Here is a 19,673-nt window from a genome sequence, read left to right on the forward strand (position 1 = left end):
ATTACCTGATGATCAGAAGCATACGCGCGCCGTTGCGTACAAGTTCAACGGCGAGGGTGCTCTTCCGATCGGCGGTCCAGCGACGGACATCATTGATCGATGTCACCGGCGTGCGATTGATCGCCAAAATCATGTCTCCGCGCATCAGACCAGCGCGCGCGGCCCGGCTTCCCGGAGCGACGCTCTCCACGACAACCCCTCCTGCGCCAACGTCCCGCGCCTCCTCGGCGGAGGCGTTTCGCAAGTTTGCCCCATCAAAAGGCGTTCCAGTCAATTGCGACGAGGCCCGCTGCGCTCCTTCGATCCGCACACTGATGTCGTGCCTACCGTCATTTCGCACGACCGACAGCCTGACGTTCGAGCCGGCAGGTGTGAGGCCGATCCGGTTACGCAAGTCTGTGGAGCTGTGAAGGGCACGGCCGTCTACAGCGGTCACGACATCCCCAACCTTCAAACCGGCATGTTCGGCCGGCGACCCCGCCTCAATATTGCTGATCACCGCTCCGCGCAGGTCCCCGAGGCCAAGCGCCTCCGCGAGATCGGGGGTTACATCCTGAATGCCGATGCCTATCCTACCGCGACGGACCTCGCCATGGTCGATCAGCTGGTTCATCACAGCCAGCGCCATGTTGCTTGGCACGGCGAAACCTATGCCAACGTTGCCACCGGCGGGACTCAGGATTGCTGTGTTGATTCCGGCGAGCTTGCCGTCGAGCGTAATTAGCGCACCTCCCGAGTTTCCCGGATTGATCGAAGCGTCCGTCTGGATGAAATCCTCATAGCCCTCATTGTTAATCCCACTGCGCCCAAGGGCGCTGACGATGCCGGACGTCACCGTCTGACCGAGGCCAAACGGATTACCAATGGCGACAACGTAATCGCCGACTTTGAGACGATCGGAGTCGGCTATCTCCAAGGATACGAGGTTTCGGCTCTCCACCTTGAGAAGGGCAATGTCCGTGGCCTGATCGGATCCGACAAGCTCGGCACGGAGTCGGCGGCCATCCTTGAGCGTCACCGTGATTTGGCCAGCATTATCCACCACGTGGTGATTGGTGATGACATAACCCTTGCTGGCGTCCACGATCACGCCCGACCCTGCGCTCATGCGCTGCTGGGCCGGCGGCTGATCCGGAAGGTCAAAGTACCGTCGAAAGAATGGATCGTTGTAGAGTGGGTTGGAGGCGGTCGGCGTTTCCGAGATGACGGAGATATTGACCACCGCCGGGGTAACGCGTTCTAGCAACGGCGCGAGCGTAGGGAGTTGCCCTGCCAATCCGGGAACGACCTGTCCAAAGGCGCTAGGGGGAATGCCCACCGCGGCTACGAAGATCGTAAAGAGAACAATGATCGACCGATGTACGATTGTGACTCTCTTGCTCATGAATTCCCCCATGATAGCTCAACGACCGATTTCGTCCTTTCCGCTTACGGTCAGACGGGACGCCTGAAGCTCGGCCCGGAATGAACCCGGCCGAGCTTGGCAATTCGTCATACAGCGGACCAAGTACGGTTGTGGGCAAACCAGATGCAGGCGCCCGAAACCAACGCCACCACGACGCCTGCGATTACGTGGGCCCACATGGCGGGCGTCAGGGCCGAGAACCCAAGGGCCCATGGCGCCACGAGTGCCCACAGGCCAGCCACCCCGTTGATCCACTCCTCGGCCTCGTGGAACGCAAAAAGGGCTGAAACCGCGATCACCGAGATTGCTGCGCCGATGACCCAGGCATTCCAGGCGGCATAGGCATCAGAGGTGAAGCCTAGATACCAGGGCGACAGCAGAAGACCGAGACCGGCAACGAGACTAATGATATCGAAGGCCCGCGGGCCTTTTAAAGACACCGATTTCACCATTGGTTATTCCTCCTTGTTGGTTGGATCCATCATGCGCAGATCGTTAAATGCCCCACCGAAAAGTGATCCCGCGATGACGATCATCAATGAACGTTCCAGCCACGAGAGACCGCTGCAGTGGCCGCGCGGGCAGGGAGCTGGTGTCGGGCCGGCGACGGCAGCGACCGCGCGGCGTCGCGGTCAAGCTGGCAGAGGTCAAGCTCGTCCCTCGTGAAGACGCCGGCCGCGATCTCTTGCAGTGCGAGGTCGACGATGTCCGTGGTGGGCCGCTCGAGCCGAGGGTCGCTCCCCGTCTTGAGCGCCCTGCTCCGCGCTGCGGCGACGACCGTCAGCGCGAAGCGATTCCGCAAGACCTTCTCGCAATCGAAGACGACGAATGGGTCCATGGTCGCACCTCACGCCACCTTTCGTGTCGCGCGAGCATCGTTCGCAGCGACCCGACGTTCGAGCGCAAGCAACGCCTGTTCGACCTCATCAAGCCGCGTCGGGCGATTGTTCTCGGGCATACCCTCGTTGGTCGCCAGATCGATCAAGTACTCGGTGTAGGCCCAGTTCATCAGAATCGATCGTTTGGCCTCTAGCGACAGCGCGGCGTCAGCCAAGACATCCATTGGCGACGCCCATGTTTCCGGACCTGCAGGATCGTTCCGATTCGCGGCGCCCTCCAGAGCCTGTCCGTACTTTCGCTGCAGGTGCGACAACCCAAGCTTCGCCAGCGTCGCGTCGGAGAAGGGATGGTTTATGTGCGCCCCTGGCGTGCTCGTATGCCGGGGGGCCTGCCGCCCTCTCTCGATGACGTATGACAAGCCTTCCCGCTCCGCGTAATGAACCGCAGATTTCAGAGTTGGAAAGCTGAGCTCGACCTGCGTCAGTGTATCGTCACTGCCGGTCCAGCCCATGAGGGGCTCGATGAAAGGCGCGCTCCGCGGCTCGAAGCGCAGCTTCCAGCCTCTCGTGCGAGCCGTTCCCGACGTCATCACCGAGCGGGACGGCTTGTAGATGTGCGCAACCGCGTCTTCAGGGAACAACGAGCGCCCCATCGATGGTGGCGACGTGCGGTTGTCGTTAGAGAACTGTGACCGCGTCGGTCCAACAGATCCAGCATTCAGGGTGTGTCTGATATTCTCCGTCATTGCTATCCCTCCCAATTTGGCGAAGGATCGCGTCGGTGGCGGCCTGCTGGCCCACCACCTACGCGATATGCGTTAGCTCTTGATCGCGATACGCTTCACCTGCGACTGGGCCTTGGCGCTCTTGGGGAGGACGATGCTCAGCACACCGCTCTTGAAGCGCGCGTCGATCTTGTCCTCCTCGACCTCAACCCCGAGGGGGATGCGGCGCTCGAAACGTCCATAAAAGCGTTCGGAGAACTGTTTCTCCTTGTCCTCGGTCTCGGAACGCTTCTCGCCTTTCAGTGTCAGCACGCCGTCATCGATCAGAACCTCGACGTCCTTCTCCTCAAGGCCAGGGATCTCGGCGGTCACCTTGATCTCCTTGTCAGTTTCGGAGATTTCGACGCTCGGCCAAGCACCGGCGAAAGACGACAACGAACCAAGCGCCGGCAACCGGCTGTCAAAGCCGCGAAAAACGTCGTCGAACAGTCGGTTCACCTCGCGATGGAGGGACAGGAACGGATTGCGATCATCGTCGCGATAAACGGAAGGGGTCTGACTATTGTTGCGGCCCCAAGGGATCAAGTCACGGACACTCATGGTTCTTCTCCTTTCTGTTCATTAGTTGGCAAAATCCTCCCGCGGACGCCGGCCGCGCTGGCCGACGCCACGGAGTCACCACACTGGCGGACGCTTTAGGCGGCCAGTCGCTCGGGCTCAGCCTGCCCGACGTTAACCCTCGCCATATTGTCGCTGGTCGCGATGGCGATGCGGCGCGGCTTCATCTCGTCTGGAATTTCGCGCTGCAGGTTAATGGTCAGCAGACCGTTGACGAGGCTGGCGTCTACGACCTTCACGTAGTCAGCGAGCTCAAAGCGGCGCTGGAAGGTCCTTGCGGCAATACCGCGATGCAGGTACTGCGCACTCTGGTCCTCGCCGGACTTCTGTCCCGCCACCGTGAGCATATTCCGCTCCTGCGTGATGGTCAGTTCGTCTTCGGTGAATCCAGCCACCGCCATCTCGATGCGGTAATCGTCGTCACCCGCCTTGACGATGTCGTAGGGCGGCCAACCATCGAGAGTCGCGACGCGACTGGCATTTTCAAGGGTATTAAGCATTCGGTCAAAGCCGACGCTCGACCGAAAGAGGGGAGACAGATCAAACGCGGTGCTCATAGCCACATTCTCCTTTGAGCAACATGGATACAAGTTCAGTTCCGGATCGAGGCGACTTCGGCCCCTCGATCCCAACCGGCCCCGATAGTGGCGACCGGCGTTTGGTGATTTAGTTCAGCCTGTTACGGGTTCAAGGGGTGCACTGTCCTGATTTGCCCCCGCTCATGCTGCGAGGCGCTCGACCCACCCGCGTAGCGCTGGCGCGTCCGTCAACCCGGCCTGCCGCGCCACCACCTTGCCCTCCCGGAAGGCCAGCAAAGCAGGAATTCCCTGGATGCCATAGCGCCTTGCAGCCTGGGGATTTTCGTCAACATTTACCTTGGCGAACCGAACGCGCGGCTCAATCGATTTCGTAGTCTGGGCGTAGACCGGCGCCATCGCACGACAAGGGCCGCACCAGGGAGCCCAGAAATCCACCACAATGGGAATGTCTGAATTCGCGACGTGCCTCTCCAATCGCTCGGAAGTTAGATCGATTGGAAGGCCCTGGAACAACTTAGCGTGGCAACGCCCACACTTTGCGGCCTCGGCCGGCCGATCGGTCGGCACGGCGTTGATACTGTCGCAGTTCGGGCATACGACCCGGCGTTTCTCCGTCATCTTTGGTCTCCTTGCACAAGACGTCTTGCCTTCACACTTGGTCAGAAAATGCGTTGTTTCCTCGGGCAGCTTTATTGGCATGTGCCGTGGACCGCACTTATATCGATGTCGTGGTGCCGGCGGACAACCACGGCACTTCGTCAACCAACGGAAAGGATCTAATTGAAGAGGTTTAGCTATGGACAGCCACACTGGTCAGTTGAATGTCCGGCCGAGCCGTATTGAGCAGCTCGAAGCCGATTTCGCCGCACTCGCACCGAAGCTACCCGACGGCGCCGAAAGGAAGGCGCTTTCGCTGCTCCACGGCATGGTTCAGGAGCTCTGGCGGGTCCAGACGTTAGGCAGCGGGAACCACTCCCGGTCGGGACCTACCATCGAGGACATTGTCGACCTCCATGAGCACGCACCCGCGATGGAAGGTGACGCGCTCAACACCCCGCTTGCCGTGGGAGAACAAGCGCCCGACTTCGCGCTCCCTGATGCAAATGGTCGGACCGTGCGCTTGTCTGATTATAGAGGGCGTCGCGTCGTTCTCGCCTTCTATCCGCTCGACTGGAGCCCAGGCTGCAGTCGCCAGCTTGATCTCTATCAGCACGAGCTCGATGAGTTCGGCAAACGTGGCGCCGACGTGGTCGGGATTTCCGTCGATAGCCTGTACAGCCACGGTGCCTGGGCGGCTGTGCGGGGCTTGACCTTCCCGCTGCTGGCCGACTTCAATCCGAAAGGGGATGTTGCCCGGCGTTATAAGGTCTGGCGCGAGGCTGACGGATTCTCTGAACGAGCCCTATACGTCATCGATGAGAATGGGGTCATTCGCCACTCTCAAGTGTCACCCAAACTCCAGCACGTGCCGGACATCTACGATCTGTTCGACGCGCTGGATCGGCTGGCGACCCCCAAGGCAGCTTGAGGAGGATGCACCATGTATGCGTCGACGTACTCTCCTGTTCTTAGGCGGCCACAGACCGCAGATGTAGCGGTTTACGGCAGCAGATGGTGCGGCATTACCATGATGGTGCGCCGGCATCTCGATCGCGCCGGGGTACCCTATCGATTCATCGACTGGGAGGCCCATCCAGAAGCACGAAGTCAGCTCGAATGGATCGCGGGTGGCCGGATCGGAAGCCCGACGGTCACGATCGGGGGCCAGGTCCTCGTCCAACCATCGTTGCGTGAACTGGATTGGGCCTTGAGCCGTGCCGGCTACCGTTGATCGGCGTTCTATCAAGCAGATCGGCAGCCGAGATCAAAGTCTCGGCTGCTCGGGCCGGGCGTTGCGCACATCGCAGTGGCGGTGCGTGAATCGAAACGAAGGCGGAGCCAGCGATCTGTCGCCATCGGCTCGAAACAGACGTTGCGGGCGCCACGGGGCGTCAAGGACGACGACCGCGCTGCTTCAGGTGCTCCCGCGCCTCGCGTTCCCGGATCTCCTGTGCGGTCTCAAGACAGGCGAGCAGTTCCACATAGCTGGGCGTGGCACCCAGCGAGCTAAGGCTGACGCAACGGGAGCGATCCCGCGCGTCGAACTTCGACCATGATGCCTTCAGGCTGTTGAGTGCCTCACGCTCGCGTTCGATGCATCGCTGCCGGTAGTCAGGTTCTTGAAGAAGCTCCGCGATCCCGCGACAGAAGCGCTCGGCGCTATAATTCGGTACGGGCCCTCCCGTCAGGACGACAAGCGACACGGCGGCTCCTTGGAGCACAGACAGCATGATACTTCACCAGCAGGTGGCGCGACGTCTGTCGAAACGCGCCGACGTGACTTCGTGTAAGATCTCGTACCCAACACGCAGGTAATTGTTCTCTTTGCACAGGATACGGTACCGACGCCTCATGTTGACGCAGACAGTTCTAAACATCGTTTTCATCTCGCATATGAGCGTTGCCACAGCATTTCCGTGGTTTGCTCTGCAGAGCGTTTTGCTTCGGAGGTCTTTCTTGAGCCCAGAGGCGATCTGGGGCAGAGCCGACCTGGGGGCGCAACGCAATGTCTTTCCGGACGTGGGATGAGCGACTCCGGCGGTGCCAGATCGCGCTGGTGATCCAGCAGAAATCTCTTCGCTCTCGACATCAGCCATCGGCCTTCTCCTTAGCCACCGATACCCGCGCCGGTCGGAGAAGACGTCCGCCGATAGTAAAACCGTCCTCCAAGACCTCCGTTACCGTTCCTGGCGGATGCGACTGATCGGCCGATTCCATAAGGGCTTCATGAATGGTTGGATCGAAACGCGTCCCGAGAGCCGAAATCTTTTTGATTCCAAAGCGCTCGAGCGTTTGGAGAAAGAGCCGTAACGTAGAGGCCACGCCCTCCGTCAACGCATCGCCGGGCTGGCTTGGTGTGGCCGTCTTAGCATCGATTACGCGTTGGAGATTGTCGACGACAGGCAGCAGCTCTCGCGCAAACTCGGCGACCGCAAACTTGCGCGTCTCCTCAGCCTCTCGGTCAGCGCGTCGCCGAACGTTTTCAGCTTCTGCTAGTGCTCGCAGCAATCGATCTCGAAGTGCGGCGTTCTCAGCTAGCAACGTTGCAGCGTCTATAGCGTCAGTGGCGACAAGCTCATCTTCCTTGCTATGTGGCGATGACATGCTACCTCCCGATGCACCTCTCTTGGACCTGCGCGGCGGTCCCATCCTCTGCCGGCCGCCGCTCCGGTAGTTTGGCCGTGACGAAAGGGCGCCGCCCTGACGACCGTCAATTCTCACACGCCTGCGTGCTTCTGGGGGATCCCCGTTACAAAGAGCAATGTCCCTCCGGACCGGGGGGCGGAGACCCGATCATGTTGGACTGCCTTCCTGCTTGTCGACTTCATCTTTCCGATCCTGATCGCGAACAAGCCAATACACGGAACCAAGCGCGACGATCGCTGCAGCCAGAGAAAACACGTGGGCCGCCGTGGTCGCGGAAATATCGATTATGATAAACTTCCGAATGACGGCCAGCATCGCGATCAGGACTACGGTACGGACCTGGACCACGCCCTGCTGGCGTCGGACCATTATTAAGATCGAGTGTTTGAACTCCAGCGCGATGATAACCGTCAGAATCATTCCGAAGACGGTTTGGAAAACGGTGGGATCGGTCGGATCAAAACTCGATAAAATGAGGCTGAACAGCACTTTCGCCGCGAGATGCCAAACTGCCGAAGCGATCACGACAATGATCAACCCGGTCAGGATCAAGACGACGACTTGCTCGAATCTCTCGTAGGTGCTCGCTAAGCGCCATCCCGCGGTATTTATATCGAACCTTTCAAGCAGTTTCATAGCTTATCCCGTGCCATAGGTTTGATGTAGATCAGGCGTTCAATCGGAAGCCTCGCGACGCGGCTCGTTCCTTATTGATCGCTCTGGCCCCTTAAGCTGAATCGGGCGCTGGCTGCGCATCTCTGAAAGGATGCGGTGCTGCAGATCAGCCTGCTGTATCCCAATTGCTCCGCATAATTCGCGCAACGTCTTTCGCAACCCATGCATCTGGTCGATCAGGTCAAGTATGATCGCGACGCCTTCTTCATTTACGCCAAGGTCGCCCCGAAGGTCCTGTATCAGCTGAGCACGCGAAACATCGATCTCAGAGAAAGCCGGTCCTGTCCCCGTCCGTCGGGGGCGCAACCATCCTTCTGCGACCCACGCTTCGACTACGTCCTGACTAAGTTGCACCCGCACCAGAAACTCATTGAACTCCAGCATTCATCCTCCCATCCCGTTTCGCGGGTCCTGGGCCTTGCCGACGGCCCATCCCCGCACGAACTGCTCGAGCTCTGCGTCCGGCTTGTCGGGCAGTACGACTTTGAGTTTGACATATTCGTCGCCGCGCGAGCCGTCGTGGCGCGAAACGCCCTTCCCGCGTAAGCGCAAGATGGTGCCCGTATTGGAGCCCTTCGGGACGCTCATTGTCACGGCTCCAGTAGCGGTCGGGACCGAGATTTTTCCGCCTAGCACGGCCTCGGTTAGCGAAATCGGGAGCTCCAAGTGGATGTCGTCTCCGTGTCGCGTGAAGAAGGGATGGGGCTTGACGAGGATCTCGATGAAGGCGTCGCCGGGCGGCCCCCCGCCGACACCAGGGTTCCCTTTGCCCGCGAGCCTTAGCATTTGACCTTCCCGGGCGCCTGGCGGAACGCTCACATCGATAGTTGAGCCATCTGCTAGAGTGACACGGCGGACCGTTCCGTTGACCGCTTCAAGGAATTCCACTGGAAGGCGATAGCGCGCGTCCTCGCCACGCATTTTCAGGTTAAACCGTCCACCCCGACCGAAGATGGTGGAGAAAACGTCGCTATCGTCGCTGAAATCGGAGAAGCCCTCCGCCGTCGCGTAAGGATGGTCCCCGGCGGCCGCCCCCGCATAATCGCGATAGTAGCGCTGCCGCGGACGTTCCTGGCCGGAGGCATCGATCTCGCCGCGATCGAAACGCGCACGCTTCTCGGGATCACTCAGGAGGTCGTAGGCAGCAGATGCTGCCTTGAACTGCTCCTCGGCCTGCTTGTTGCCGGGATTGAGATCCGGATGAAGCTTCTTCGCGAGCTTGCGATAAGCCTTTTGGATCTCGTCCTGGCTGGCGTTCTTCCCGACACCCAGCACTCTGTACGGATCTTCGTTCAATCCAACACTCCATGAAGCGTCAGTCAGGTCTGAATATCGCCTTAGGATATAAGTGGCCTAGCGATTAACGCGAGACCGGTCCCCGACCAGGTGATGTGGCGATGGCTGCTTCCGAAGATCCCGCCTCGCCGATTCACACGGCCGAGGCAATGACGGTCGTCAGTTCATCGCGGAATTAAACGCGGCACAATATTGAAAGCACACCCCGCTTTCGGAGAATGCTCGGGAATTCAGAGGGAGAGCTGTCTACTCGGACTTGCGCATCCCAGCGACATCATCGTCGCTATGGATCGCAGCCCCTGCATTGCGCCGAAGAATTCCAGGTCATGCTTTGGGATCCGGGGCGCCGAGCCGTGCCCGTTGCACACCGGCGCTCGTGTCGTGACTTTAGCGTTCTTGGCAAGGGTTGCCGCTGAAAACAGGAGATCTTGAATGGCCGTGCATCAACTTTCGAAAAGCGAATGGCAGTCGTACTGCAATCGCGTGTCAAAGGGATTGGAGGGAAAGCGTGCGCAGATCGAGGTCGCCGCATTGACGCTCGGTGACCAGATCGCGACAAAATGGGTGCCAATCTTTGGTATTACCTACGACCCTAAAGACGACATTCTCGAAGTCGCCGTCGAGGGCCTCGATCACCTCATCCGTAAGCCGCGCAGTGTGACCGTTGACGAGGGGCCGACCGGCCTTACAAGCGTGGAGGTCGTTGACGACGAGGGGCAAAAGCAAATCGTCAAACTCACGGAACCGCTTATGCTACCGCCGCCGGCGCGGTGATGTAAGGTGGGAGTGGACGCCGACATTTGATCTCCGGCGCGGTCACCGACCGCGCCGTGCTCGAGGGCACCGTCCGATGAGAATGCCGCGCCGCCGCTGGCCGCGTGGCGACGACGCGGAGAAGCGTCAAATGTCATTGCCCGACTTGGCGAACGGCTGTGGAATAGGGGATCGGCATCCACGCATAGCCAGCCCCGGAATGGACCATATGCCCTAGTCCGGGGAAGGAGATGTGCGGGCCTGCAATTAATTCGTGCGTGCTGGCGAGCTCACCCAGGGTAGCCGCTCTGGTCTTCGCCGCCAGTTTCTCGTCCGCGTCGAAGTCGATAGTGATATCGGGTCGGCGCAGCTGGATCTCGGCCACGTGGATGATGTCACCAATCACCCGCATACGCTGCCCGCGGCTCTCGATCTCATAGAAGCTATGGCCCGGGGTATGACCGGGCGCGGCTATGGCGCGGATGCCCGGAAACAAAGTAGTCGGCGCGGTGAAGGTCCGGAGGCGGCCAGCTGCCTGATACGGAGTCAGCGCCGCACGGCCCTCCTCAAACATTTTCTGATGGCTTGCCTTTGCGCGGGCCTTTGCAGCATCGCTCAGCCAGTAGTCGAGTTCGCTCTTCGCCAGATAGATGTCGGCATTTGGGAAGACCCGGCGACCATCCAGCGTGAGGCCCCCTGAATGATCTCCATGGACATGCGTGAGCAGAACGGCGTCGATCACCTCCGGCCCGTAGCCGGCCGCCCTCAGCGTCGCGGGGAGGCGGCCGCAGCAGTCGCCGAAGAGACGCCCCGCGCCCGCTTCGATCAAGATGCGACGGTCGCCGGTATCGATCAGATAGCTGTTGATCGAGGTCTCGCGATCAATCGGCTCGCCGGCTCGCCGGAACATCTCTGACAGCTTGGCCCGATCTGCGCCATGCAGTAGGTCGCCGAACGGCACCGCGGTGGTGCCATCGTTGAGAACCGTAACTTTGAAATCGCCGAGCATCACTCGGTAGAACGCGGGTGCCTGCGTGACCGACTGCTCCTCTATGGCGACAGGCCGTTCCTGGGCTGGAGCGGCTAGGGGCAGCAGGGAAGCCGAGACAGCTGCCATCAAGATCGAAAGTAACTTCATCTCGCATCTCCTTTTATCGTCAGACGCCGAACCCAAGTGGCGCGGCATCTTGCGCGCGAAGACATGTGGCCATACCTCCTTCCGAAGAAGTACGTACCTAGAGGTAAGTATGGAAAAAATCTCTGCTTTCCGTGAACTCCGCTGCGATGTGTTCCTTGCCGATTGTCCGGCAAGGAAGGTGCTTACTTTGCTAGCGGAAAAATGGACGCTGCTGGTCGTGCACGCGCTCAGCGAACGCACCTACCGCACCGCAGAACTGCGCCGGCGCATCGGCGGTATTTCAGAAAAGATGCTCGTTCAGGCGCTACGCCGTCTCCAGCAGTACGGCCTGGTAGAGCGCACCAGCTACTCGGAGGTGCCCCCTCGGGTTGAATATTCGCTCACGCCTTTAGGTTTCTCGCTGAGCAGCGTCATCCGTGAACTCGATCGGTGGGTCGAGACGCATGCCTTCGAGATCGAAGACCGGGTGGACTGCGTAGCTTCATCCGAGTGATCGGCGCCCCGGTACCGCTCGTCGAAACCGCCGCTTGCGCGCTCTCGGACATTTCCAGCACCCGATGCGAAAGGCTCGAGAGCAAGGACCACGATGCATCGGCCAGGCCTGGGAATGCTCCGGTCCTCGGCCATCACGCGCGCCGCATCGGTGACACGATCTCGTAATTTCGGGGTTGACGCGCGCGGAGTCCAGTCAATCCGAGTTCGCGCCGCGGTCGTCCCTTTTTGTGCCTACCAGGACAGCGTGACCCTCAAGCCAAAGCTCGGAAACCCGGCGGGAGGGTAGCCCGAGGCTGGATGCGACCTCCCCGACTGTGAAGCGATGAACATGACGGAAGATCAGCACTTGCCTCGCAAGCGGCGAAAGCCCTGACACGGCGCGATCGAACAGTTCTGGTTCTTCCACTCCGGCGGTGGCGTCGACGGCTACGATATCCTCCCATCGTAACGTCTCGTCCGGCTGATACCACTCCCAGAATGACTCGTCATCGTCGTAGATCGGCTCTGCGGGAGCCGGCGCTTCGAGCGAGACGGAGACCAAGTCGCGCCGTAGGAGCTCCTGCTTAACGATGCGCGTCAGAACGCGGAATTGGAGACCGAGCAGCCAGGGCCGAATATCGAGCGAATGCGGCCGACGACTGCGATCGCGCCACGCGCGAAGAAGCGTTTCGCCCACCAACTCCTCGGCGGAGATCTCGTCTTGCCTAATGTCGCCGATTGCAAAATGATACCGAAGATCGCGCCGCGCGGCAGCGAGCAGTTCCTCAAGGTGCGGATTAAGTAGTTGCTGAAAAGCGTCCCGATCACCGTGCAGGCTTGCTTGCCACAGGGACACAGCGGACGCTGCACATTCTTCCGAGGTGTCGCGAATTGAACCTGAAGCAGGGGTGATATCGTTGGCGGAAGACATCTCGCTCTTACCCTACGCTGGTGTCCTGTATCTCCATGTTGGTCCCGATTATGGGCCCACGAAAACGTAGTTTCCGCTGGCTAGCGTTCAAGTGCCTCTTGTTTGTAGCTGCCGTTAGGATCCAGACAGGCCGGCTGAAGGGCAGGCTGTGCGAAACTCAGCGACGTTCCACCGATCGCAGAAGACTGTCTTGCTCGCGTCCAGACGGCCGTGACGATCCTCACTTTTCCGTCCTGTCGGCGAGCGGCGAGATCACCAGTCGATCCAACAGAACTGCGACATCCGGCGGATCGCGATCCGGCTCCTCTCTCAGCCACCAATCAAGCAGTTCAATCGTGCCTGTCACCGCGATCCGCAGTGCCAGACGACGGGGCAGCCACGATTGCGAAAAATCGGGCAGGATCGCGACACGTTCGATTACTTGACGAGCCAATTCTGCGCGCAGCGTCGCGCCGGCCCCAGACAGCAAGGCGCGGAACACTGTCCGCCGCGCTTGTACCGCGTGGATCAGCACCGATGCTGCACCCCCGCTGTCGGCCGCCAGCAGGGCAGGCATCATGCCTTGCGCAAGCTCGTCGGTCAGCACGGCCACGGTGTCGACCAGCAGCGCGCGCATGTCGACGTAATGCCGGAAGAAGGTCGCGTAGCCGACCTTCGCCTGCTTTGCGATCATCGCGCCGGTAATGTCTTCGAGCGGCATCCGCTCCAACAGGGCAAGCAATGCCTGTCGCATCGCCGCCCGGGACCGCGCCACACGGGCGTCTTCGCGCTTCTCGCCGGTTGATCCTGGCATGCGCACTCCTTATTTATGAGTAGTGACTTATCATAAATGGAGATGCGCCATGTCAAGCGGCACACTGCAAGACGAGCATGCTCCGCCGCTGATGGTGCGGAATATGCGCGGGCTTGCGACGATCGTTGAGGAGGCGCGGTGATGCTGGGCGCGATCAAGAAATTTATGCGCCCGCCTGCTGGGATGGACTTTGATTTCCGTCGCCCATCGGGCGAGCCGGCGCTTGCGCCGGCAGATGGTGTATCCTGGCGCGTGTTCGCTAACCCCATTGCGCTGTATGTCGGCGGTGTCGCCGCAGTGCTTCTCGAACTGGCCGAGCCGTCCGTGCGGTCAGGCGTCTGGGACCACAGCGGCTTTCGGCGCGATCCCGGCTTGCGGCTGCACCGGACTGGCTTCGCCGCGATGGTGACGGTCTATGGCCCCCGCTCGGCGGCGCAGGAGATGATCGCGCATGTCGTTCGGCTGCACGATAGAGTGCGAGGCACCACGCCGGGCGGCATAGACTACCACGCCAATGACCCGCGCTTGCTGAACTGGGTGCAGGCGACCGCGACGTTCGGGTTCACTGAGGCGTATCACCGCTATGTTCGGGCGCTGTCGCCCAGTGAGAAGTCCGCCGCCTTCAGCGAGGCTGAGCCCGCCGCGAAGCTCTATGGCGCAACCGGCGCGCCGAGATCGTGGGCCGAGTGGGAAGCTCTGCTCGCGACTACGGCGCCGGGGCTCGAGGGATCGGACAACCTTGCCGAGTTCATTACTATCATGGGCAACGCGCCCATCCTGCCCGCGCCGCTGCGCTGGCTTCAGCGCCTCCTGGTCCGCGCGGCCATCGACATGACGCCCGAACCAGTAAGGTCATTGCCGCAGTTGAGAGGACACGGGATGCGTTTCGGAGACGCAATGCTGGTGCGAACGCTGGCGCGAGCCGCAGCCCTTGTTCCGCTTGGCGACATGCCACCCGCCCAGGCTGCTCTGTCAACGGCGGCGCAAAAGTCGACCACGGCGGCGGAGCAAAACCAGGCCAGTTGGTGAGGATGTGCGCCATGGCGCGCGCGCTTCCCACATAGCTGGCGCGTGCCATGGCGCGCTGGCCCGTCAGGGCCAGTAGTTGTAAGATGCCTGGATCTTGATCAGCGCCGCTTGCGGGCAGTGCTGTTGGCGAGGCGGTAACTTTCGCCGTTCATCTCGAGGATGCTGACGTGGTGGGTCAATCGGTCGAGCAGTGCGCCGGTCAGGCGCTCCGAGCCGAATGTCTCGGTCCATTCATCGAAGGGCAGATTGCTTGTGATGAGGGTCGATCCGCGCTCATAGCGCTGCGAGATCAGTTCGAACAGCAACTCGGCACCCGTTTTCGACAGGGGCACGAAGCCGAGCTCGTCGATGATGAGAAGCTTGTAACCGGCCATCTGCTTCTGGAAGCGCAGCAGGCGGCGCTCATCGCGGGCCTCCATCATCTCGCTGACCAGCGCTGCGGCGGTGGTGAAGCCAACCGAGAGGCCCTTCTGACAAGCGGCCCGCCCGATGCCGAGGGCGACATGGGTCTTGCCGGTGCCGGACGGGCCGAGGGCAATGACATTCTCGCGCCGTTCGATCCATTCGCACCGGGCCAGTTCCAGCACCTGCATCTTGTTCAGCTTCGGAATGGCCGCAAAGTCGAAGCTGTCCAGGCTTTTGACGGCCGGGAACTTCGCGGCCTTGATGCGCCGCTCGACCATTCGCCTTTCCCGGTCGATCAGTTCGAGTTCGACAAGCCGTGCCAGGTATCGGACATGGTCCAGCCCTTCCGCCGCGCATTGGCGGGCCAGCTTTTGATGTTCGCGCAGGAAGGTCGGCAGCTTCAGCGCTTTGAGGTGATGGGCGAGCAGGATTTCCGGGGCATCACTCATGCCGCATCATCCGACAGCAGCCGCATGTAAGACCCGGCCTTGGTCTTCTCGACCATCGCCTTCGGCAGGTAGGGATAGCAGTCGAGGTCCAGTCGCGGCGGACGACGCTCCACCCGGCACAGGAGAAGATGCTTCACCGCATCGAAGCTGAGCGCCCCCATCCGAAGAGCCTGGAGCACTGCCGCCCGCACGTCCGCCAGATCGAAGGCCTCCAACAGCCGCAGGACCTGAACATATTCGCGCCGACCCTGTCGGTTCATCCGCACCTCCATCAGGCGGCGCAAGGTGGCGAACTCCTCCGGCAGGTCCCAGCCCTGTAACGGGGCGGCTTGATCCAACGCATTGATCTTCTGCTCGATCAGCGGGAGGTAATGGATCGGGTTGAAGACCAGTTCGTCGCGATCCCAGCATCGGGGATGGCGGGCGATCACCTCGCCCCGGCAGCCAATCACCACCTCATGGATATAGCCCCGGATCCAGACATCCTGGTGGCCGTATGCAACCGGCACCGAGTAGTCGTTGGTCTTGTAGCGCACCAGAGATTGCGACGAGACCCGGCCGTTGTCCTGATCGCAGGCATCGAACGGCGCCGCCGGGAGGGCGCGCATCGCAGCAAGGTCATGCTGCAATCTCTCACCGATCGTCTCGCTTTCGCCGCGCAGGACTGCGCGCTGACGCTTGCGGCACTGCTCCTCCAGCCACAGATTGAACGCGTCCCAAGTGGCGAACTCCGGTAGCGGCACCATGAAGTTGCGCCGAGAGTAGCCCACCAGGCCTTCGACATTCCCCTTGTCGTTGCCCTTGCCCGGCCGGCCATAGCGATCCCGGATCAGGTAGTGCGACAGGAACCCGCTGAACAGCGAGGCACGCTTTCTGGTTCCATCCGGCAGGATCTTCGCCACCAGGCACCGGTCGTTGTCGTAGAGCACAGACTGGGGAACCGCACCGAAGAACGCGAAGGCATGGATATGGCCATCCACCCAGGCCTCGGCCACCGCTGCAGGATAACCCCGGACGTAACAGCCATCGCTGTGCGGGAGGTCCAGCACGAAGAAGTGTGCCTTCTGCTCGACCCCGCCGATCCGGACCAGGGCTTCGCCGAAGTCGGCCTGAGCGTGGCCCGGCGGATGCGACAGCGGCACGAACACCTCCTGGCCACGTCGCTCACGTTCCCGGATGTAATCCTTGATGATCGTATAGCCGCCGGTGAAGCCACACTCATCGCGAAGCCGGTCGAACACCCGCTTCGCCGTATGCCGCTGCTTGCGTGGCATGATCCGGTCAGCCTCCAACCACCCCTCGATGATCGGGATAAACGGATCGAGCTTCGGGCGGCGGACTTCGACCGTTCGACGGTAGCCGGGCGGAACCGAAAACGACATCATCTTCCGAACCGTGTCCCGCGACACATTAAACACCCGTGCCGCTTCCCGCTGGCTCATGCCCTCCGCACAAGCCTGACGAACTCTCAGATATAGCTCCACGCTGTAAATCCCCACGCCCTCCCTGCTGCCGCAGAAAGGGAAAACTGGACGACTTTTAAGCCGCCCGCAGCCGCATCATGCCGCCGCTACCGTGGACGAATTTCGCACCGCCGTTCTCACATCGCGCCGCCGTAGGGATCCTGCGCCAGCACCGTCTGCACCTGCGCGGCCAGACCGTCAAAGCCCTTGCGCATATCCGTCGTGCCGCAGGCAAGGAACACTCGCGTACCCGGCGGCGGGCCCAGCATCAGCGCCCACCCATCCCGGCCAGCACGACGCGCAGCGTCGCGGCGTCGGCGCATCCGGTGATGCGAATGCTGGCGCCGGAGGGCAGCGTGATCTCGATCATGCCAGACGGCACGCAGCTGTCAGGCGACATGACCGGGCCGGGCGGCGGGAGCTGCGGCGCCTCCGGGACCACCTCCACCGGCACAAAGCCCGCCATCGCCGTGGCCAGCATCTGCTTGCGCCAGGTGTAGAGCTGGCCGGTGCTGACGCCGTGCCGGTCCGCCACCGCCTGGACGATCACGCCGGGCTCCAGCGTCTCCCGGACAATCCGCAGCCGCTCCTCCGTCGACCAGTTCCGGCGCCGGACCTCCCGCACACGAACCTCGACGCCGCGGCCCGCGCGGGCACCGGAGCCGCTCATACTACCGTCGTAAGAGGGGTTAGCGAGTGATGCCGTCGTCGTGCTGTCCGTCATGACAGCCACTTCGGCGAACCACCACCATCAACTCAAGGCCGGGATCGGCTGACGCATACTTTACAGGGGCTAGGGCGAGCATTGCAGATAGTTGGCAGAGGACATTATCCTCAGCCAACTGACGAGTTCTGGCTAGCGGCAGCCTCGCAGTGACAGTCCGAAGGCAATATGGTCCAAGCATGACCAACGATTTCAATCCTGCCGAACTCCCAAAGTCCGGTGCGGCGACCGAACTCCAGGCCGGCAAGCTGACGTTGCGCACTCGGACCGATGTCCCCTTCATCGCGGCGATCGGCGCGATGGTGATCGGCATCCTGCTTGCCGTCGCCGCCATCATTGGCGCTGCGCGGTCTCGTCGCTGACCCGCGATGTGCAATCTCTACAGCGCAACGACGAACCAGGAAGCGATCCGGCGCCTCTTCCGGGTCGACACCGATCTGACTGGCAATCTGCCACCGATGCCGGGCATCTACCCGGATTACGCCGCGCCTATCGTACGCACGGGCGAGAACGGGACACGCGCGCTCGGCATGGCGCGCTGGGGCATGCCGAGCAGCAAGCAAGCACTGTTCGAGGCTGCGAAGGCGAGGGCCGACAAGCTGCGGGCCAAGGGCAAGGACGTCGATTTCGACGAGCTCCTGCGCATGGAGCCGGATGGCGGGACGACGAACGTTCGCAACACGTCGAGCCGGCACTGGAAGCCTTGGCTCGAACCGGCTCATCGCTGCCTCGTGCCGCTCAACAGCTTCAGCGAGTTCAACAAAGGCGCGGGCGGGAACGTCTGGTTCGCCTTCGATGAGAGCCGGCCGCTGACCTGCTTCGCCGGGATCTGGCTGCCGCAGTGGACTGGCGTGCGGAAGATCAAGGCGGGTCAGGAGACTGCGGACCTATATGCATTCCTAACGACCGACCCGAACCGGGAGGTCCGGGCCGTCCATCCGAAGGCTATGCCGGTGATCCTGACGACCGACCAGGAGCGCGAGGCGTGGCTTCGAGCACCTTGGTCTGAGGCGGCTTCGCTGCAGCGACCGCTCGCGGACGGCTCGCTGCAGATTGTGGCGACCGGACCTCGGACGGACAGCGTGCCGGAGCTCGCACCGGCGTGAACTGCGCTCGCAAATTAGCTGATGCGGCCAGGGCGCCATGACTCGCTGCACGGCGCTTGGCCGCTTGGTTCGATGCTCGGTCACCGAATGACGGGAGCTCGCTCTACGATGATGCGGGCGCCCTCGACGATGTGGCTGATGGCGACCTTGACGCGGCGGACTGGGTGGCCGTCCTTGCCCGTGACCAGCGTTACCCTCCCAACCTAAAGCTGGCGCTCGCGGCGGTCGTGGCGGGGGGGCGCGCCAGAAGGGCTGATGCAGCGGGTTGAGCGCAGTGACCGAGCGACAGAATACCCATCGAGGCACAGCGCCGTTGGCCAGGTGCTACGACGCGGACCAGCGGGCCTGCTGCCTGCCAAGGGCAGCATGCTGTTCGGAGGTGAACGCGAGCTCTGAGAGCAAGCTGTCCACGAGTGCCACTGGCTCGTCGTAGGGATCAAAGCCTCGCTTGTTGAGCCAAAGCAGTTGTCCTGCCGGCGCCTTGGCCTGGACGGCCTTCTCGAACGTTGGCAGCAAGGCGTGAAGCTCTCGCTCGACAGGAACGATTGTCGCGCGGCAATAGCGGCGGGCGAAGTGGCTTCTCAGATCCTTTGCAACTTTGGCATCCGCACCGTTGTCCCTCTTGTTCCGCCACATGCGACCCGTGTTGTAGGCATGAGAGAACTTGTGGCTGCGGCCCTCTGAGCCTGTGACGTGTCGATTGTTGATCCGACCATGGAAACCGTGCGGGTCGACAGGTGTGATGCCGATGTAGCGCATGTCTCCAGCATGATCGTAGAGGGCGTAAATACCGTGCGTTCGGGGTAGCTCTGGAAGACGAAGGCGATCTTGCGTGACCAGAGCGTCGTAGACCGCAGCCGGATCGAGAACCATGTTGCTCCTTGAGACAGCGGTGCCGCCGCACGTTTATCTTTGCAGTATCGACGGGATCGAACGGAATGTGGTCGACCAACTGATCGCCTAGACGCGTTTTGCCACCCAATCACCTAACCCGCATTTCTCACTACGGGCAGGTGCATCGGGGCTCTGAGTGAGGCAAAGTTGTTGTGCTGCAACGACTTATGC

The 19,673-nt window shown here is 61.5% G+C and carries 26 protein-coding genes and 1 pseudogene; 7 read left to right on the plus strand and 20 right to left on the minus strand.

Annotated elements, in window-relative coordinates:
- Position 1: 1 nt before the first annotated feature.
- The 7 genes from V5G24_RS25840 to trxC all read right to left on the minus strand — a co-directional run bounded on the left by V5G24_RS25840 (position 2) and on the right by trxC (position 4,744).
- Positions 2–1,384, minus strand: a complete 1,383-nt coding sequence (locus V5G24_RS25840; RefSeq protein WP_137901569.1) for a DegQ family serine endoprotease — start codon at positions 1,382–1,384, stop codon at positions 2–4.
- A 107-nt stretch (positions 1,385–1,491) separates the two neighbouring features.
- Positions 1,492–1,857: an SPW repeat protein gene (locus V5G24_RS25845; protein ID WP_137901570.1), complete on the minus strand. Its 366-nt coding sequence runs from the start codon at positions 1,855–1,857 to the stop codon at positions 1,492–1,494.
- Between the two features lie 83 nt (positions 1,858–1,940).
- Positions 1,941–2,243: a DNA-directed RNA polymerase subunit omega gene (locus tag V5G24_RS25850; RefSeq protein WP_137901571.1), complete on the minus strand. Its 303-nt coding sequence runs from the start codon at positions 2,241–2,243 to the stop codon at positions 1,941–1,943.
- 9 nt (positions 2,244–2,252) lie between these two features.
- Entirely contained in the window at positions 2,253–2,990 is a 738-nt protein-coding gene (locus tag V5G24_RS25855; protein ID WP_137901572.1) for an ETC complex I subunit, read from the minus strand.
- 72 nt (positions 2,991–3,062) lie between these two features.
- On the minus strand, positions 3,063–3,569 hold the full coding sequence (locus tag V5G24_RS25860; protein ID WP_137901573.1) for an Hsp20/alpha crystallin family protein: 507 nt from the start codon (positions 3,567–3,569) through the stop codon (positions 3,063–3,065).
- 95 nt (positions 3,570–3,664) lie between these two features.
- Positions 3,665–4,144, minus strand: a complete 480-nt coding sequence (locus V5G24_RS25865; RefSeq protein WP_137901574.1) for an Hsp20 family protein — start codon at positions 4,142–4,144, stop codon at positions 3,665–3,667.
- Between the two features lie 162 nt (positions 4,145–4,306).
- Entirely contained in the window at positions 4,307–4,744 is a 438-nt protein-coding gene (gene trxC / locus V5G24_RS25870; protein ID WP_137901575.1) for a thioredoxin TrxC, read from the minus strand.
- Between the two features lie 178 nt (positions 4,745–4,922).
- Here trxC and V5G24_RS25875 point away from each other — a divergent pair, with 178 nt between their 5' ends.
- Positions 4,923–5,654: a peroxiredoxin gene (locus tag V5G24_RS25875; RefSeq protein WP_137901576.1), complete on the plus strand. Its 732-nt coding sequence runs from the start codon at positions 4,923–4,925 to the stop codon at positions 5,652–5,654.
- Between the two features lie 12 nt (positions 5,655–5,666).
- Complete coding sequence (locus V5G24_RS25880) at positions 5,667–5,957, plus strand: glutaredoxin family protein (RefSeq protein WP_137901577.1); 291 nt, start codon at positions 5,667–5,669, stop codon at positions 5,955–5,957.
- A gap of 160 nt (positions 5,958–6,117) precedes the next feature.
- Here V5G24_RS25880 and V5G24_RS25885 read toward each other — a convergent pair whose 3' ends face one another.
- From V5G24_RS25885 to V5G24_RS25905, 5 genes are all read right to left on the minus strand, one after another.
- Positions 6,118–6,456: a hypothetical protein gene (locus V5G24_RS25885; protein WP_394016025.1), complete on the minus strand. Its 339-nt coding sequence runs from the start codon at positions 6,454–6,456 to the stop codon at positions 6,118–6,120.
- A 358-nt stretch (positions 6,457–6,814) separates the two neighbouring features.
- Positions 6,815–7,330 (minus strand): nucleotide exchange factor GrpE, encoded by a 516-nt coding sequence (locus V5G24_RS25890; protein ID WP_137901579.1) that lies wholly within the window; start codon positions 7,328–7,330, stop codon positions 6,815–6,817.
- Between the two features lie 189 nt (positions 7,331–7,519).
- Complete coding sequence (locus tag V5G24_RS25895; RefSeq protein WP_137901580.1) at positions 7,520–8,008, minus strand: phosphate-starvation-inducible PsiE family protein; 489 nt, start codon at positions 8,006–8,008, stop codon at positions 7,520–7,522.
- Between the two features lie 39 nt (positions 8,009–8,047).
- Entirely contained in the window at positions 8,048–8,431 is a 384-nt protein-coding gene (locus V5G24_RS25900) for a chaperone modulator CbpM (RefSeq protein WP_137901581.1), read from the minus strand.
- The gene (locus V5G24_RS25905) at positions 8,432–9,343 is read right to left on the minus strand and encodes a DnaJ C-terminal domain-containing protein (protein ID WP_137901582.1); all 912 of its coding nucleotides are present in this window, start codon (positions 9,341–9,343) and stop codon (positions 8,432–8,434) included.
- A 432-nt stretch (positions 9,344–9,775) separates the two neighbouring features.
- On the opposite strand from V5G24_RS25905, the gene V5G24_RS25910 reads away from it, so the two are divergent.
- Positions 9,776–10,117, plus strand: a complete 342-nt coding sequence (locus V5G24_RS25910) for a DUF5335 domain-containing protein (RefSeq protein WP_137901583.1) — start codon at positions 9,776–9,778, stop codon at positions 10,115–10,117.
- A 133-nt stretch (positions 10,118–10,250) separates the two neighbouring features.
- Here V5G24_RS25910 and V5G24_RS25915 read toward each other — a convergent pair whose 3' ends face one another.
- Complete coding sequence (locus V5G24_RS25915; protein WP_393986273.1) at positions 10,251–11,234, minus strand: MBL fold metallo-hydrolase; 984 nt, start codon at positions 11,232–11,234, stop codon at positions 10,251–10,253.
- 109 nt (positions 11,235–11,343) lie between these two features.
- Here V5G24_RS25915 and V5G24_RS25920 point away from each other — a divergent pair, with 109 nt between their 5' ends.
- Entirely contained in the window at positions 11,344–11,727 is a 384-nt protein-coding gene (locus tag V5G24_RS25920; protein WP_137901585.1) for a winged helix-turn-helix transcriptional regulator, read from the plus strand.
- A 195-nt stretch (positions 11,728–11,922) separates the two neighbouring features.
- Here the strand turns inward: V5G24_RS25920 and V5G24_RS25925 are convergent, their stop codons facing one another.
- A complete protein-coding gene (locus V5G24_RS25925) occupies positions 11,923–12,639 on the minus strand; it encodes an RNA polymerase sigma factor (RefSeq protein ID WP_137901586.1) in 717 nt (238 codons plus the stop codon).
- Between the two features lie 220 nt (positions 12,640–12,859).
- The gene (locus tag V5G24_RS25930; protein ID WP_137901587.1) at positions 12,860–13,432 is read right to left on the minus strand and encodes a TetR/AcrR family transcriptional regulator; all 573 of its coding nucleotides are present in this window, start codon (positions 13,430–13,432) and stop codon (positions 12,860–12,862) included.
- A gap of 141 nt (positions 13,433–13,573) precedes the next feature.
- Between V5G24_RS25930 and V5G24_RS25935 the strand changes: the two genes are divergently transcribed.
- A complete protein-coding gene (locus tag V5G24_RS25935) occupies positions 13,574–14,461 on the plus strand; it encodes an oxygenase MpaB family protein (protein WP_509274731.1) in 888 nt (295 codons plus the stop codon).
- 98 nt (positions 14,462–14,559) lie between these two features.
- Here V5G24_RS25935 and istB read toward each other — a convergent pair whose 3' ends face one another.
- The 4 genes and pseudogenes from istB to tnpA form a co-directional block, all read right to left on the minus strand.
- A complete protein-coding gene (gene istB / locus V5G24_RS25940; RefSeq protein WP_394016433.1) occupies positions 14,560–15,315 on the minus strand; it encodes an IS21-like element ISPve1 family helper ATPase IstB in 756 nt (251 codons plus the stop codon).
- Positions 15,312–16,799: an IS21 family transposase gene (gene istA / locus V5G24_RS25945; RefSeq protein ID WP_394072782.1), complete on the minus strand. Its 1,488-nt coding sequence runs from the start codon at positions 16,797–16,799 to the stop codon at positions 15,312–15,314. Before istA ends, istB begins: the two co-directional genes overlap by 4 nt.
- 119 nt (positions 16,800–16,918) lie before the next feature.
- Positions 16,919–17,047: pseudogene (gene tnpB / locus V5G24_RS25950) on the minus strand (IS66 family insertion sequence element accessory protein TnpB); the annotation flags it as partial.
- Positions 17,047–17,448 (minus strand): IS66-like element accessory protein TnpA, encoded by a 402-nt coding sequence (gene tnpA, locus V5G24_RS25955; RefSeq protein WP_394016409.1) that lies wholly within the window; start codon positions 17,446–17,448, stop codon positions 17,047–17,049. The gene tnpA and the pseudogene tnpB, both read right to left, overlap by 1 nt.
- Positions 17,449–17,681: 233 nt before the next feature.
- Between tnpA and V5G24_RS25960 the strand changes: the two genes are divergently transcribed.
- Positions 17,682–17,864, plus strand: a complete 183-nt coding sequence (locus V5G24_RS25960; protein WP_394016408.1) for a hypothetical protein — start codon at positions 17,682–17,684, stop codon at positions 17,862–17,864.
- Between the two features lie 6 nt (positions 17,865–17,870).
- Positions 17,871–18,608: an SOS response-associated peptidase gene (locus V5G24_RS25965; RefSeq protein WP_394016407.1), complete on the plus strand. Its 738-nt coding sequence runs from the start codon at positions 17,871–17,873 to the stop codon at positions 18,606–18,608.
- A gap of 324 nt (positions 18,609–18,932) precedes the next feature.
- On the opposite strand, the gene V5G24_RS25970 is transcribed toward V5G24_RS25965, so the two are convergent.
- Positions 18,933–19,481, minus strand: coding sequence for a hypothetical protein (locus V5G24_RS25970; RefSeq protein WP_394016406.1), 549 nt, complete (start codon positions 19,479–19,481; stop codon positions 18,933–18,935).
- Between the last annotated feature and the right edge of the window lie 192 nt (positions 19,482–19,673).

The organism is Roseixanthobacter finlandensis (genome assembly GCF_043195105.2).
GTDB lineage: Bacteria > Pseudomonadota > Alphaproteobacteria > Rhizobiales > Xanthobacteraceae > NCEH01.